The sequence below is a fragment of the Zavarzinia aquatilis genome (genome assembly GCF_003173035.1).
Taxonomy (GTDB): domain Bacteria; phylum Pseudomonadota; class Alphaproteobacteria; order Zavarziniales; family Zavarziniaceae; genus Zavarzinia; species Zavarzinia aquatilis.
Genome location: NZ_QGLE01000015.1, coordinates 70,550 through 84,289, shown reverse-complemented (window position 1 = coordinate 84,289; position 13,740 = coordinate 70,550). Strand labels below are relative to the sequence as shown.

15 protein-coding genes are annotated in these 13,740 nt (G+C 65.5%); 12 read left to right on the top strand and 3 right to left on the bottom strand.

Annotated elements, in window-relative coordinates:
* Positions 1 to 148 precede the first annotated feature (148 nt).
* From DKG74_RS19545 to DKG74_RS19495, 11 genes are all read left to right on the top strand, one after another.
* Positions 149 to 409 carry a toluene-4-monooxygenase system B family protein gene (locus tag DKG74_RS19545; RefSeq protein WP_109907858.1) on the top strand — a complete coding sequence of 87 codons (261 nt, stop codon included), beginning with the start codon at positions 149 to 151 and terminating at the stop codon, positions 407 to 409.
* A 19-nt stretch (positions 410 to 428) separates the two neighbouring features.
* On the top strand, positions 429 to 767 hold the full coding sequence (locus tag DKG74_RS19540) for a monooxygenase system ferredoxin subunit (protein WP_109907857.1): 339 nt from the start codon (positions 429 to 431) through the stop codon (positions 765 to 767).
* Between the two features lie 14 nt (positions 768 to 781).
* Complete coding sequence (locus DKG74_RS19535; protein WP_109907856.1) at positions 782 to 1,099, top strand: MmoB/DmpM family protein; 318 nt, start codon at positions 782 to 784, stop codon at positions 1,097 to 1,099.
* A 30-nt stretch (positions 1,100 to 1,129) separates the two neighbouring features.
* Positions 1,130 to 2,122, top strand: a complete 993-nt coding sequence (locus DKG74_RS19530) for a ferritin family protein (RefSeq protein ID WP_109907855.1) — start codon at positions 1,130 to 1,132, stop codon at positions 2,120 to 2,122.
* Between the two features lie 223 nt (positions 2,123 to 2,345).
* The gene (locus DKG74_RS19525; RefSeq protein ID WP_109907854.1) at positions 2,346 to 4,082 is read left to right on the top strand and encodes a sigma-54-dependent Fis family transcriptional regulator; all 1,737 of its coding nucleotides are present in this window, start codon (positions 2,346 to 2,348) and stop codon (positions 4,080 to 4,082) included.
* A 207-nt stretch (positions 4,083 to 4,289) separates the two neighbouring features.
* Positions 4,290 to 5,393 (top strand): ABC transporter ATP-binding protein, encoded by a 1,104-nt coding sequence (locus DKG74_RS19520; RefSeq protein ID WP_243404181.1) that lies wholly within the window; start codon positions 4,290 to 4,292, stop codon positions 5,391 to 5,393.
* Positions 5,394 to 5,411: 18 nt separating this feature from the next.
* Positions 5,412 to 6,314 carry an ABC transporter permease gene (locus DKG74_RS19515; RefSeq protein WP_243404180.1) on the top strand — a complete coding sequence of 301 codons (903 nt, stop codon included), beginning with the start codon at positions 5,412 to 5,414 and terminating at the stop codon, positions 6,312 to 6,314.
* The gene (locus DKG74_RS19510) at positions 6,314 to 7,099 is read left to right on the top strand and encodes an ABC transporter permease (protein WP_109907853.1); all 786 of its coding nucleotides are present in this window, start codon (positions 6,314 to 6,316) and stop codon (positions 7,097 to 7,099) included. The genes DKG74_RS19515 and DKG74_RS19510 overlap by 1 nt, the downstream gene beginning before the upstream one ends.
* 29 nt (positions 7,100 to 7,128) lie before the next feature.
* On the top strand, positions 7,129 to 8,178 hold the full coding sequence (locus tag DKG74_RS19505; protein WP_109907852.1) for an extracellular solute-binding protein: 1,050 nt from the start codon (positions 7,129 to 7,131) through the stop codon (positions 8,176 to 8,178).
* A 178-nt stretch (positions 8,179 to 8,356) separates the two neighbouring features.
* Positions 8,357 to 9,253: a nitrilase-related carbon-nitrogen hydrolase gene (locus DKG74_RS19500; RefSeq protein ID WP_109907851.1), complete on the top strand. Its 897-nt coding sequence runs from the start codon at positions 8,357 to 8,359 to the stop codon at positions 9,251 to 9,253.
* The gene (locus DKG74_RS19495; RefSeq protein WP_109907850.1) at positions 9,253 to 10,275 is read left to right on the top strand and encodes a histone deacetylase family protein; all 1,023 of its coding nucleotides are present in this window, start codon (positions 9,253 to 9,255) and stop codon (positions 10,273 to 10,275) included. Before DKG74_RS19500 ends, DKG74_RS19495 begins: the two co-directional genes overlap by 1 nt.
* Positions 10,276 to 10,279: 4 nt before the next feature.
* Here DKG74_RS19495 and DKG74_RS19490 read toward each other — a convergent pair whose 3' ends face one another.
* A complete protein-coding gene (locus DKG74_RS19490) occupies positions 10,280 to 11,215 on the bottom strand; it encodes a LysR substrate-binding domain-containing protein (protein WP_109907849.1) in 936 nt (311 codons plus the stop codon).
* 269 nt (positions 11,216 to 11,484) lie between these two features.
* On the opposite strand from DKG74_RS19490, the gene DKG74_RS19485 reads away from it, so the two are divergent.
* A complete protein-coding gene (locus DKG74_RS19485; protein WP_109907848.1) occupies positions 11,485 to 12,132 on the top strand; it encodes a TetR family transcriptional regulator in 648 nt (215 codons plus the stop codon).
* A gap of 4 nt (positions 12,133 to 12,136) precedes the next feature.
* Here DKG74_RS19485 and DKG74_RS19480 read toward each other — a convergent pair whose 3' ends face one another.
* Both DKG74_RS19480 and folD read right to left on the bottom strand, forming a co-directional pair.
* Complete coding sequence (locus DKG74_RS19480) at positions 12,137 to 12,802, bottom strand: LysE family translocator (RefSeq protein ID WP_109907847.1); 666 nt, start codon at positions 12,800 to 12,802, stop codon at positions 12,137 to 12,139.
* Positions 12,803 to 12,818: 16 nt separating this feature from the next.
* Complete coding sequence (gene folD, locus DKG74_RS19475) at positions 12,819 to 13,709, bottom strand: bifunctional methylenetetrahydrofolate dehydrogenase/methenyltetrahydrofolate cyclohydrolase FolD (RefSeq protein ID WP_109907846.1); 891 nt, start codon at positions 13,707 to 13,709, stop codon at positions 12,819 to 12,821.
* Between the last annotated feature and the right edge of the window lie 31 nt (positions 13,710 to 13,740).

The following is a 13,740-nucleotide window of genomic DNA, read 5'->3' as shown; positions in this document are numbered from 1 at the left end:
CCCAGAAAGGTCATCCGCATCGCCCTCGCCCGAAAACTCCTCGTCCGGCTCAACGCAAAAGCACGAGACGTCCGGCAGGCCATGCCAAATCTCTCTTGACCAACAAGACAGTCGCTCTCCCCCATTCGTGAATAAAGGGGAGGAACCCATGGCCATTTTTCCGTTGTCTTCGAATTTCGAGGGCGATTTCGTGATCCAGCTGGTCGTCGTCGACGATGGCTCGACCATGGACGAAGTCGCCGCCGCCTGCGCCGTGCATTCGGTGAACCGCCGTGTCGCGCCGCGTCCCGGCAAGGTGCTGCGTGTCCGTCGTCACTCGACCGGCGAGGTCTTTCCGCGTGACCTGCAGGTGAAATCGGCCGGCCTGATGCCGACCGAGACCATCGACGTCATCTTTTCCGACATCTGACCGCGCGAAGAGAAAAAGCATGGCGTTCGAGAAAATCTGCACGCTCGACGACGTCTGGGAAGGCGAGATGGAGGAGTTCACCACCGCCAGCGGCCGTGACGTCCTCGTCGTCTGTGTTGACGGCGGCCGGATCAAGGCCTTCCAGTCCATGTGCCCGCATCAGGAAATCGCCCTCATCGACGGCAGCTTCGAGAATGGCGTGATCACCTGCAAGGCGCATCTCTGGCAGTTCGACAGCGAGACCGGCGCCGGGTTGAACCCGACCGACTGCCGGATCGCGCAGTATCCGGTTGAACTTCGGGGCGACGACGTCTTCGTGAATGTCGAAGGCATCGAGGCCTGCAAATCGCACACCTGACGCGGGAGAGAGACATGTCCAAGCAAAATTCGTCCGGTGACGCCTATCGTAACAACCGCGTCGGCCCGATTCTGCGCGCCGGTGAAGTCGCCCAGGCCGCCATCCAGGCGGTCGAGGATGACAACCCCGGCAAGGAAATCCACGTCGAGGACCGCACCGCCTACATCCGCATCGAATGCGAGGATGAATGCATCCTCACCCGCGCGTCGATGGAGGAGGCCCTGGGCCGTCCGTTCCAGATGCGCGAGATCGAGATCAATCTCGGCTCCTTCTCGGGCCAGATCGACACGTCGGAAGATCGCGTGCGCTTCTATCTCGCCAAGCACATCTGACAAGAACCGAATTCCGGGAAGGAACCCCCAATGTCCGCCGCACCCGAGCCCTTGAAGCCGTTGAAGACCTGGTCGCATCTCGCCGATCGCCGCAAACGGCCGAGCGAATACGACATCGTCAATACCCGCCTGCACTATCGTCAGCGCGATCCGAATGTTCCGTGGGAACTCGATCCCAACCTGGCGATGAACCAGTGGTATCGCAAGTATTGCAACGAAAGCCCGCTGAAGCACCACGACTGGGATCTGTTCCAGGATCCGGATCAGCTGGTCTACCGGACCTACAACATCCTGCAGGACGGGCAGGAGACCTATGTCAACGGCCTGTTCGACCAGTTCAGCGACCGTGGTCACGACCAGATGATCTCGCGCGAGTGGATCGCGACGCTGGCGGCATTCCATTCGCCGGCCCGTTATCTCTATCACGGCCTGCAGATGGGCTCGGCCTATGTCGCCCAGATGGCGCCGGCCAGCACCATCACCACCTGCCTCTACTTCCAGTCGGCGGACTCGCTGCGCTGGGTGACCCACACCGCCTATCGTACGATCGAACTGGGCAAGGCGCAGTCTGATCTCGGTTTCGGCACCGCCGAGCGCAAGATCTGGGAAGACGCGCCGCAGTGGCAGGGCTTCCGCCGTCTGCTGGAAGAAGCCCTGGTCGTCTGGGACTGGTCCGAGGCTTTCGTCGTCTTCAATCTGGTGCTGAAGCCCGCGGTCGAGGAAGTCATGTTCGGCACCTTCGCCGAGGTGGCGCTCGCCAATGGCGATACGCTCTACAGCCTGTTGTCGCAGGCGGAAATGCGCGATGCCGAACGTCATCGCCGGTGGGCGTCGCGCCTCGTCGAAATGGCGCTGACCGTCGAGGGCAACAAGGCCTGGCTGCGCGACCGTGTCGCGGCCTGGACGCCGCTCGCCGAAGCGGCGATCGCCGCCTTTGCCGAAGCCCTGCCGGAAAGCGATGGCGGCGTGGCGGCGACGGCCCGGCTGCTGAATTTCCAGCGCACGCTCGGTCTGCGCGACTGACGATTTAGACCCGGAGATGAAGGAACTCACCTTCATCTTCGGGGCAATCGGCGGATTTCATCTGGAATCCGCGGGCATACCCAAATGGTAAGTTGCGGCATGGTGATGTAATCTAGTGAAATGCTTGGCCTGACAAAAAAATAAGTCGCGGGTCTCATAAAAAATAAAAGGGGGAACCACCATGACTGTAGTCGTGCGAAATTTTTCTACCGTAAGAAATGGCATGGCGGATTCAACCCCTCCTCCTGAAAATGCACGACATTTTCCGGACATCGACGATCTGGCGGCGCGGCTGCGCTTCTGTCCGCAGGTCGGGCGCATCTGGCTTGACGACAAGCGCATGGTGTTGCTGCACAACCACGCCCTTGGCGCGCTGCGCAACGAGTTGATCGAAACCCTCGGCCTTCAGGGCGCGCGGGCCTTGCTGACCCGGATGGGCTATGCCTCCGGGGCGCAGGACGCTGAACTGGCGGTGAAGGTGCGTACCGGGCGCGATTTCTTCGATTTCATCAATGTCGGCCCGCAGCTCCACATGCTCGAGGGTATCGTCACCGTCGAGCCGGTGCGCGTCGAATCCGATGTGAACACGGGCAAGTTCTACGGCGAATTCATCTGGCACGACTCCTGCGAGGACGAAGTGCATATCGCCTCCCACGGCATCGGCAGCGATCCCGCCTGCTGGATGCAGATCGGCTATGCCTCGGGTTACACCAGCATCTTCATGGGCCGGCCGATGCTGTTCCGCGAGGTCGAATGCCGTTCCATGGGCCATTCCGCCTGCCGCATCATTGGCAAGCCGGTCGCCGAATGGTCGGACGCCGACGAGGACATCCGCTACCTGCAGCCCCATACTTTCGCCAACCGCAAGACCGCCGGGCCGATCGTCGTCAACGCCGAGGCCGCCGTGATCGCCTTGCCGGACGAGAACAGCACCGGCTCGCGCTCGCCGGTCAAGGATCTGGTCGGGGCCTCGGCCGGCTTCAATATCGTCTGTCACATGCTCGAGAAGGTCGCTGGCACCAATGCGACCGTGCTGCTGCTTGGTGAATCCGGCGTCGGCAAGGAGATGTTCGCGCAGACCCTGCACCGGATCAGCCCGCGCGCCGAAGGTCCCTTCGTCGCCGTCAACTGCGCCGCGATCCCCGAGCATCTGATCGAATCCGAATTGTTCGGCGTCGAGAAGGGCGCCTACACGGGCGCCATCGCCTCCCGTCCCGGCCGGTTCGAGCGGGCCAATGGCGGCACGCTGTTCCTCGACGAGATCGGCACCCTCAGCCTCGCCGCCCAGGGCAAGTTGCTGCGTGCCCTGCAGGAAGGCGAGATCGAACGGGTGGGCGACCAGCGCAGCCGCAAGATCGACGTGCGCATCGTCGCCGCGACCAATGTGAATTTGCGCCGGGGCGTTGCCGACGGCTCGTTCCGCGAAGACCTGTTCTATCGCCTCAATGTCTTCCCCATCCATATTCCACCGCTGCGCGACCGCCGGGCCGATATTCCGCTGCTGCTGAACCATTTCCTCGGCTTCTTCTGCCGCCGTCACGGCAAGGCCCTGACCGGTTTCACCCAGCGCGCGATCACCAGCCTCTATTCCTATGCCTGGCCCGGCAACGTGCGCGAACTCGAGAACATGGTGGAGCGCGGCGTGATCCTGGCCCCGGAAAATGGCGCCATCGACCTGTGCCATCTCTTCACGTCGGGCGAGAAATTCGATCCCTCCGTGCTCGGCATGGATCAGGAGGGGCACCTTAACCCGATTACCGACGAACCCGCCTCGCGGCCATCGTCGTCCAGCGCGGAACAACTGGTGCAGACTGTGCTGAAGTCGCGCATTCCGCTCGACCAGCTGGAAGATTCGCTGCTGCGCGGCGCGGTCGAACAGGCCCGCGGCAATATTTCGGAAGCCGCCCGTCTGCTCGGCATCAGTCGGGCGCAGCTGTCGTACCGGCTGAAGAAGAGCTGAACCCCGGCGCCTTTTCCGCCTGCCTCATGTGGGTGGAAAGGACGCCGGCCCCTGCAGCCCGGGGTTTCCTTAGACGAAAGTCGCGCATAGCCACCCGAAAAATTTTCTCCCGGACCGCTGGACAATCGCACCTGACCGAATCTAGCCTTGAAGGCAAGAGATCGGACGGGCCGACTGGAACACCAGCGCCGTCCAGGAGGGGTGATCTTGGGTGAAGGCGTAGGCTCCTGTATTCCGGCGATCGAGGCCCGCTCGGTCGTCAAATCCTTCCCCGGCGGGGCGGTTGCCCTCGACCACGTCTCGATCGACATCCGCCCGAACGAATTCTTCACCCTTCTCGGGCCATCGGGCTGCGGCAAGACCACGCTGCTGCGCCTGATCGCCGGCTTCGAGCAGCCGACCGCGGGCGAGATCTATCTCGACGGCGAGCGGATCGAGCATCTGCCGCCCTTCCGCCGGCCGATCAATACCGTCTTTCAGTCCTATGCCCTGTTCCCCCATATGACCGTGGGGCAGAACATCGCCTTCGGCCTCGAGATGCAGGGTATCGCGAAGGCCGAGATCGCCAGGCGTGTCGCCGAGATGCTGGCCCTCGTGAAGCTCGAAGGCTTCGAGGGACGCAAGGCCGACCAGATGTCCGGCGGCCAGCAGCAGCGCGTGGCGCTCGCCCGGGCCCTCGCCAACAAGCCGAAAGTGCTGCTGCTCGACGAGCCGCTGTCCGCCCTCGACCTCAAGCTGCGCAAGGAAATGCAGTTCGAGCTGAAGCGCCTGCAGACCGAGACCGGCATCACCTTCGTCTTCGTCACTCACGATCAGGAAGAAGCCCTGACCATGTCGGACCGCATCGCCGTCATGTCGGCGGGGCGGGTGCTGCAGGTCGGCGCGCCGCGCGATATCTACGAGAATCCGGAGCACCGTTTCGTCGCCGATTTCATCGGCGAGACCGACTTTCTCGACGCCATGGTCGAGGCGTCGGATGACGCGGGTGTGCGCTATCGACTGTCGTCGGGCGCCTTCATCGACGGCCCGCCACAAGACTTCAACGCTGGGGCCAGTGTCGCCCTGTCGACAAGGCCGGAGCGGCTGCACCTGGGCGATGCCGCGGGCGATGGCCTCGCCGGCACGATCGACGCCGTGGTCTATTTCGGCACGGACACCACCTTTCATGTCGCCCTCGACGGCGGTGCCGGCTCGATCCGCGTGCGGGAGCAGAATATCGCCGGCAAGCCCTTTCCCTTCGACAGGGGCGACCGGGTGACGATCCAGATGCCCCGGGCCGCCGTCCGGGCCTTTCGCGACTTCAAGGGCTGAGGCCGGGGGGCGAGGATCGTGATCGAATACTTCCGCCGCACCCCCGCCGCCCGCCGCACCGCCCTGGTCTCCCCCGCCGTCGGGGCGATCCTGCTGTTCATGGTGCTGCCGCTCGGCCTGATGCTGATCTATTCGTTCCTGCAGCGCGCGACCTATGGCGGCGTGATCTGGACCCTGTCGTTCCAGAGCTACATCCAGTTCCTGTTCGAGCATGATCTGGACGACAGCCTGATCTTCAATTCCGCCTATCTGCAGATCTATGCCCGCTCCTTCATCCTCGCGGGCATCACCACGGTCCTTTGCGTCATCATCGGTTTTCCCACCGCGCTCTATCTGGTGCAGCAATCGGAGCGACGGCGGAACATCCTGATGTTCCTGGTGACCATTCCGTTCTGGACCAATCTTCTCGTCCGCACCTATGCCTGGATCCTGCTGCTGAGGCGGGAGGGGCTGGTCGATTACGGATTGCAGGCGGTCGGGATCACCGACGCGCCGCTCGGTCTTCTCTATACCGACGTCGCGAACCTCATCGGTCTCGTCTATTCCTTCCTGCCCTTCATGGTGCTGCCGATCTATTCCAGCCTCGAGAAGCTGGATTTCCGCCTGGTCGAGGCGGCCTATGACCTCGGCGCCAACCGCATCACCGCGCTCCGCCGCATCGTCATCCCCCTCGCCATGCCCGGGATCGCGGCGGGCTGCATCCTCGTCCTCGTGCCTTGTCTTGGCGCCTATGTCACGCCCGAACTCCTGGGTGGCGGCAAGGCGCTGATGATCGGCAACCTGATCCAGCAGCAGTTCGGTGCCTCGCAGAACTGGCCCTTCGGCGCCGCCCTGTCCTTCGCCCTGCTGGCCATCGTGCTGATCGCCCTCATCGCCTATTCGCTGCGCTTCGGCCGCGGCGCCCTGACGGAGGGCCGCTGATGTCCGACAATCCCTTGCGGCGCTTTCCCGGCACCGGCACCGCCGCGCTCGCCTTCTTCGTCTTCCTCTATGCCCCGGTCGTCGTCCTCATCGCCCTGTCGTTCAATTCCGGGCGCTCGTCCACCCTGTGGGAAGGCTTCACCTTCGACTGGTACGGCGTCGTTCTCGACAATCCGGACATCCTGCGCGCGGCCAAGAATTCGCTGATCGTCGGCACGATCTCGACGGTCCTGTCGACCATGCTGGCGACCCTTGCCGCCATCGGCCTCGACCGGGCACGCTTTCGCGGCATGAACGCGGTCAATTCGGTGATCGCCCTGCCGCTCGTCGTGCCGGAAATCGTCACGGCCGTCGCCACATTGATCTTCTTCCTCTCCATCGGGTTGAAGCTCGGCCTCGGCACGGTCATCCTCGCCCATGTCGTGTTCTGCATTCCCTTCGCCTATCTGCCGATCAAGGCGCGGCTCGAAGGGATGCCCATCGCTTACCGCGAGGCGGCGGCCGATCTCTATGCCAACGAATGGCAGACCTTCCGGCGGGTGACCCTGCCGCTGCTCTGGCCCGGGGTGATCGCCGGGGCGATGCTGGCCTTCATCACCAGCCTCGACGATTTCGTCATCACCTATTTCGTCGCCGGGCCCGGGGCCTCGACCCTGCCCATCTACATCTTCGCCAGCCTGCGCATGGGTGTGACGCCCGAGGTCAACGCGATCTCCTCGCTCATGCTCGTCGTCTCCATCCTGTTCGTGTCCGTTTCGGCCTGGATCGGCCGCCGGTCGAAGTGACCGGCTTATCCCAACCTGAGGAGGCTCACATGTCGCTCAATCTGCTGAAGGGTGTCGCCGGCGCGGCACTCACCGCCGTCGCCGTGCTGGCGGCGCCGCTCGCGGCGCAGGCCCGCGAACTGGTGCTCTACAACTGGTCGGATTACACCCCGCCCGAGCTGCTGAAGCGTTTCACCGCCGAGACCGGCATCAACATCACCCTCGACCTCTACGATTCGAACGAGTCCATGCTGGCCAAGCTGAAGGCCGGCGGCTCGGGTTACGACGTCGTCGTGCCGTCCGACTACATGGTCAAGATCATGGCGGACGAGGGGATGCTGGTCGACATCGGCGTGCACGACATGCCGAACTTCAAGAATGTCGAAGGCCCGCTGAAGTCGCCCTATTTCGATCCGGAGCGGAAATACACCGCGCCCTATATGTATGGCACCACCTCCTTCTCCTATGACACCGGGGCGATCAAGGGCCTCGAGGCGAGCTGGAAGGAATTCTACGAACCGCGCGAGGAGCTGCGCGGCAAGATCGCCGTCCTGAACGACCAGGTCGAGGTGATCAACAACGCCCTGCGTTACCTCGGCCTGCCGCTGTGCAACGAGAGCCCGGCCGACATGAAGAAGGTGCAGGAGCTGCTGCTCAAGCAGAAGCCTTTCGTCGCGCTCTATAATTCGGACGGCACCCACGAGCGTCTGGCGGCCAAGGAAGTCGTCATGCACATGCAGTGGAACGGCGCCGCCCACCGCGCCAAGATGGCGCTGCCCTCGGTCGAATATGTCTATGCCAAGGAAGGCATCAGCCTGTGGGCCGACAATTTCGCCGTGCCCGTCGGCGCCAAGAATATCGAGGAAGCCAAGATCTTCATCAACTGGATGATGGACCCGAAGAATATCGCCGAAGCCTCGAACTTCACCGGTTACATGGGCGCCATCCCCGCCGCCGCGCCCTATCTCGACGACGCGATGAAGGCCGACCCGGCGGTGGTCCCGCCCGAAGGCATGGACAAGCTCTTCGTCATGGCCAAGCCCTGCGACGTGAAGGCCAAGGAACTGATGGACAAGGTCTGGACCAACGTCCGCAAGTAAGTCTGCGGCTCCCTATGGCCCCCTCTCCGCCCGCTCGCGGGGGGAGAGGGCGGGGGGTGAGGTGGGGAAGGCTGGGTGATTGCCGGGTGTTGGCTTGTAACCGTGTCGATGTCGGAGCCGCCCACCTCACCCCGGCCCTCTCCCCCCTGAAGGGCGGAGAGGGGGAAGAGATGAGAGAATGTCCGAGACTCTGACCATCGCCCTCTGGGCGAGTAATCTCGAACCCGGCCTGTCGTCGCTGGACGAATGGGCGGCCGGGGTCGGGGCCATGCTGGCGAAAGCCGCGGCCGATGGCGCCGCGCTGCTGGTCATGCCCGAATATGCCTCGGCGCAATGGCTGTCTTTCGCGCCCGCGCTGGCGCCGACCGGGGAAATTCCCTGGCTGGCGGCACGGGAAGCGGCGGCGCTCGATCTGCTCCGCCCGCTCGTCGCGCGCCATGGCGTCGCCCTGCTGGCGGGGACGATCCCGCATGATGACGGCGCCGGGCGTTACACCAACCGGGCCCATGTGCTGTTTCCGGATGGCCGCCACCTCGTTCAGGACAAGATGGCCCTGACCCCGGGGGAGCGGGACCCGGCCGCCTGGTGCCTCGGCACCGGTACCACCTTGAAGGTGATGGAGATCGCGGGCTGGCGCTTCGCCGTTGTCATCTGCCTTGACATCGAGTTGCCGGCGCTGTCGGTCCGCCTCGCCGGGCTCGACCTCGATTTCATCGTGGTGCCGTCGATGACCCGGCTCGCCTCGGGCAATGCCAGGGTCTTTGGCTGCGCCAAGGCGCGGGCGGTCGAATTGATGACCGTCATCGCCGCCGTCGGCGCCATCGGCAACCGGCCCCTGTCGGGGGCGGCGCATCCCAACACCTCGGGCGCCGCCGTCTATTACCCTTGCGAGGAAGCCCTCGGTTTCACCGGCTTCGGCCCCGCGACCGCCATCGCCGACACGGCGGCGGGGGCCGGACCTTATCTGCTCTGCCGCGACCTGCCGCTCGGGCTTGTCCGGGCCTTGCGCCGTCAGGGCGCGGAAGTCTGGCCCGGCGCCTGGAGCGCGGCCCATCTCGTCATCGAGGACCTGTGATGAAGACGATTTTCAACGCCGACCACAAACTGCATGACGCCGCCTTCGAGCTGATCGGCGGCAAGATGATGCCGGCCTTCGAATGCCCGCGCCGGGCCGAGATCGTGCTGGAAAAAGTGACCGAGGCGAAGCTGGGTCCCGTCATCGCGCCGACCGCCACGGGTATCGCCGCCGCGGCCAAGGTGCATGATGCCAAGTTCGTCGCCTTCCTCGAAAAGGCCTGGGGCCTGTGGTCCGAGGAACATGGCGACAGCGACGCCCTGCCCATGACCTGGCCCGCCCGCTCGCTGCGCCAGATCGAGCCGGATTCGATCGACGGCAAGCTGGGCTTCTATTCCTTCGACGCGGGCTGCGGCCTGACGAAAACCTCGTTCCAGGCCATCGCCGCCGGGGTCGAGACTTCGCTGACCGGCGTCGACCTCATCCTCGCCGGCGAGACGTCGGCCTTCGCCCTCAGCCGGCCGCCGGGCCATCACGCGACCGCCGACCAGATGGGCGGCTACTGTTACCTGAACAATGCCGCCATCGCGGCGCAGGTCCTGGCCGAGGCCGGGCGCCGGGTCGCCATCCTCGATGTCGACTATCATCACGGCAATGGCACGCAGGCGATCTTCTACGAACGGGGCGATATCTATTTCGCCTCGATCCACGGCCATCCGACGCAGGAATATCCGTATTTTCTCGGCTATGCCGACGAGACCGGGGCGGGCGCGGGCGAGGGGGCGAACCTCAACCTGCCGCTCTACTGGGGCTCGGCCTGGGATGCCTATGGTGCCGCGCTGGACAAGGCCTGCGAGGGCATCGTCGCCTTCGGCGCCGACACGGTGGTGGTCTCCCTCGGCCTCGATACGTTCGAGGAAGACCCGATCTCGAAATTCAAGCTGAAGTCGGAGGATTACCTCCGCATGGGCGAGCGGATCCGCAAACTCGGCCTGCAGACCCTGTTCGTCTTCGAGGGCGGTTACGCGGTCGAGGCGCTGGGCATCAATACCGCCAACGTGCTGATCGGCTTCGAGAGCTGAGGCTTCATTGCGCGGGGGCCGGTCCCTGGTGGACCGGCAGGCGGGCGGCTTCTTCCATATCCGCCCGCAACCGCGCCCGCAGCCAGTCGCGGAAGCGGCGAACGGCGGGCGCGGGGCGCCTGCGTGGCGGCGAGACCAGCCAATAGCCGTGATCCTGCAGGACGGCGCGGGTGAGGCGGATCAACCGTCCCGCCGCCCGGTCGTCGAAATCGAGCACGGAATCGCCGAGCGCGATGCCCTGGCCGAGGGCCGCCGCCTCGATCGCCAGATGCGTGTCGTGCAGCATCAGGCCCGAGGGCGCTGTGGCGCTCACCTCGCCGCCGGTGAAACGGCCCCAGCGCGGCCACAGCTCGCCATCCTCGTGCAGCAGGGTGAAACGGCGCAGGTCTTCGACGCCGGGCTCCGCCGGGAGCTGCGCGGCGATGGCGGGGCAGGCGACCGGATAGACCTCGACCATGGTCAACAACTCCGCCTCGGCATGGGGCCAGCCGCCTCGTCCGTAGCGGATGCCGAGGTCGATGCCCTCCGCCTTCAGGTCGGCGAGGCGGTCGCCCGGCGCCAGCACCAGCTCGACCTCCGGCGCCAGGGCGCGAAACTCGGCCAGCCGGCGCAGCAGCCAGCGCTGGGCGAAGACCGGCTCCACCGTCACCGTCACCCGCTGGGTCGGCGTGGCCGGCCGTTCCGCCTCGAAGGCGGCCGCCATGGCCTCGAACGCCGGGGCGAGCGCGGCGCCCAGCCGCCGGCCGGCGTCGGTCAGGGCGATGCCACGGCTGTGGCGCTCGAACAGGGCAAGGCCCAGCCAGATCTCCAGATCGCGGACATGGCGGCTGACCGCGGCCGGGGCGACGTTCAGCTCCTCGGCCGCGCGGGCGAAGGACTGGTGCCGGAACGCCGCCTCGAAGGCGCGCGCGGCATTGAGGGGCGGCAGGCTGCGGCTCATGGTCAAGGCTAACTTTTTGTTGTGCTCAGCGCAACGGGACGGCGTTTGAGCGTTGGCGCCGCCGCGCCGATCCTGTGGGCGACCCACAGGAGATGTCCCATGTTCGCCTTTGTCTACGACGCCTTTGCCTTGTTCCTGTCCGCGCTGTTGTCCGGGCCGTCGCGGCCGGATCGCCGCCGGGACTATTGACCGGGGCTTGCCATACGTCGTTTTAATCGCTGGAATAGAGAAAGCGGGCCGCCCCGGCGCCGCCCCGAAGGACCAGCGATTTGGCACGCGAGAGTACCCTGCGCCACAAGGCCGACCCCACGACCTCCGAAACGGCGGAGCAATTGCTCCTCGCCGCCGCCGCGCTGATGACCGAACGCAACACGATCGACGTGCCGGTGGCCGATGTCGCGGCCAGGGCCGGCCTGAACGCGGCGCTGGTCAATTACTATTTCCGCACCAAGACCGGGCTGCATATCGCCCTTGTCCGGCGCGACGCGGCCCAGTCGGTCGCCGAGATGCAGCGCCTGCTGGCGACCGACCTGCCCCCGGCCGAGAAGATGCGCCGTCACCTGACCGGCATCATCCGCACCTTCTATCGCTGCCCTTATCTTTACCGGCTGATGCGGGCGCTGATGCGCGACGCCGATTCCAAGGCGGCGCGGGAGCTGAGCGAATTCTTCAGCCGCCCGGTGGTCGAGACCCAGAAGGCGATCATCGCCGAAGGGGTGGCCACGGGGGCGTTCCGGCCCATCGACCCGATGATGTTCCACCTCTGCGCCATCGGCGCCTGCGACCATCTCTTCGCCGAGTCGAGCACGCTGCGCTATACGTTCGGCGTGACCGAGATCGACCAGGACCTGTGCAACCGCTATGCCGAGACGGCGGTCGACATCCTGATGAATGGTTTCCTGGCGAAATCCGCCTGAGGACTCAGACCAGCTTCCGCTCGGTCATGAACAGACGCAGGGCAAAGCCGAGGAAGATCACCCCGGACAAAGCCTCGACCCCGGCGCGGAACCAGCGGTTGGCGGCGATGCGGGCGGCCGCGCGCGCGGCGAAGGCGGCGATGACGAGCAGATAGAGCCCGCCGATGATCGCCACCATCTGCCCCATGATGAACATCTGCAGCGCGACATGGCCCAGTTGGGGCGCGACGAACTGGGGCAGGAAGGCGAGATAGAACAGGATCACCTTGGCGTTCAGCAGATTGGTGACCAGCGCCTGGGTGAAGATGCGCCGGGCATCGAGGCTGCTGTCCTGCCGCACCGCGCCGGCGGCGCCGTGATGCTTCCAGTGGTGGCGGGCGGCGAGCAGCGCCTTCACGCCGAGAAAGGCGAGATAGGCGGCGCCCGCGGTCTTCAGGCCCTGGAACAGCCCGGGCGAGGCGGCGACGACGGCGGAAATGCCGGCCGCGGCCAGGGTTGAATGGGTGAAATTGCCCAGCGTGATGCCGCCGATGGCGGTCCAGCCGGCGCGCCTGCCATCGAACAGGCTGCGCCCCAGCACCAGCAGGAAATCCGGCCCCGGGATCAGGATCAGGATGACGACGGCGACGAGATAGAGCTGGAACAGATGCGGGTCGAGCGGCAGGTCCATGTCGTCACCAAAAGGGTCAGAGCGCGGGCTTCGGCAATCCTGCCTGGGCGCAGGCCGCCGTCAAGCAGTTGGCCAGCAGGCAGGCGATGGTCATGGGGCCGACGCCGCCGGGCACCGGCGTGATATGGCCCGCGACCTCGGCCGCCGAGGCATAGTCGACATCGCCGACGAGGCGGGTGCCGCTGCCATCCAGCTTGGGCACGCGGTTGATGCCGACGTCGATCACCGTCGCGCCCGGCTTCACCCAGTCGCCCTTCACGAGCTGCGGGATGCCGACGGCGGCGACCAGGATATCGGCGCTGCGCGCGAGGGCGGGCAGGTCGCGAGTCTTGGAATGGGCGATGGTGACCGTGCAGCTTTCCTTCAGGAGAAGATGCGCCATCGGCTTGCCGACGATGTTGGAGCGGCCGATGACCACCGCGTTCAGCCCGGCCAGATTGCCGCCCAGCCGGTCCTTGACCAGCATCAGGCAGCCGAGCGGGGTGCAGGGCACCAGCCCCTCCGCCCCGACCGCCAGCTTGCCGGCGTTGACGACATGGAAACCGTCGACATCCTTGGCCGGGTCGATCAGGTCGATCACCTTGGCCGCGTCCATGTGGCGGGGCAGGGGCAGCTGGACGAGGATGCCGTTCACGGCGGGGTCGGCGTTCAGCGCCGCCACCCGCTCCAGCAGTTCCTGTTCGCTGGCGTCGGCCGGCAGCTTGAATTCGAAGGAATTCATGCCCGCGGCCCTGGTCTGCTCGCCCTTGTTGCGGACATAGACCTGGCTGGCCGGATCCTCGCCGACGAGGACGACGGCGAGACCGGGGGTGATGCCATGCTCTGCCTTCAGGCGGGCGACCCCGGCGGCGACACGGGTTCGCAATCCGGCGGCGAAAGCCTTGCCGTCAATCACCTGCGCGGTCATGGGACACCCCTGTCGCTGTGGCGGCCGGGCC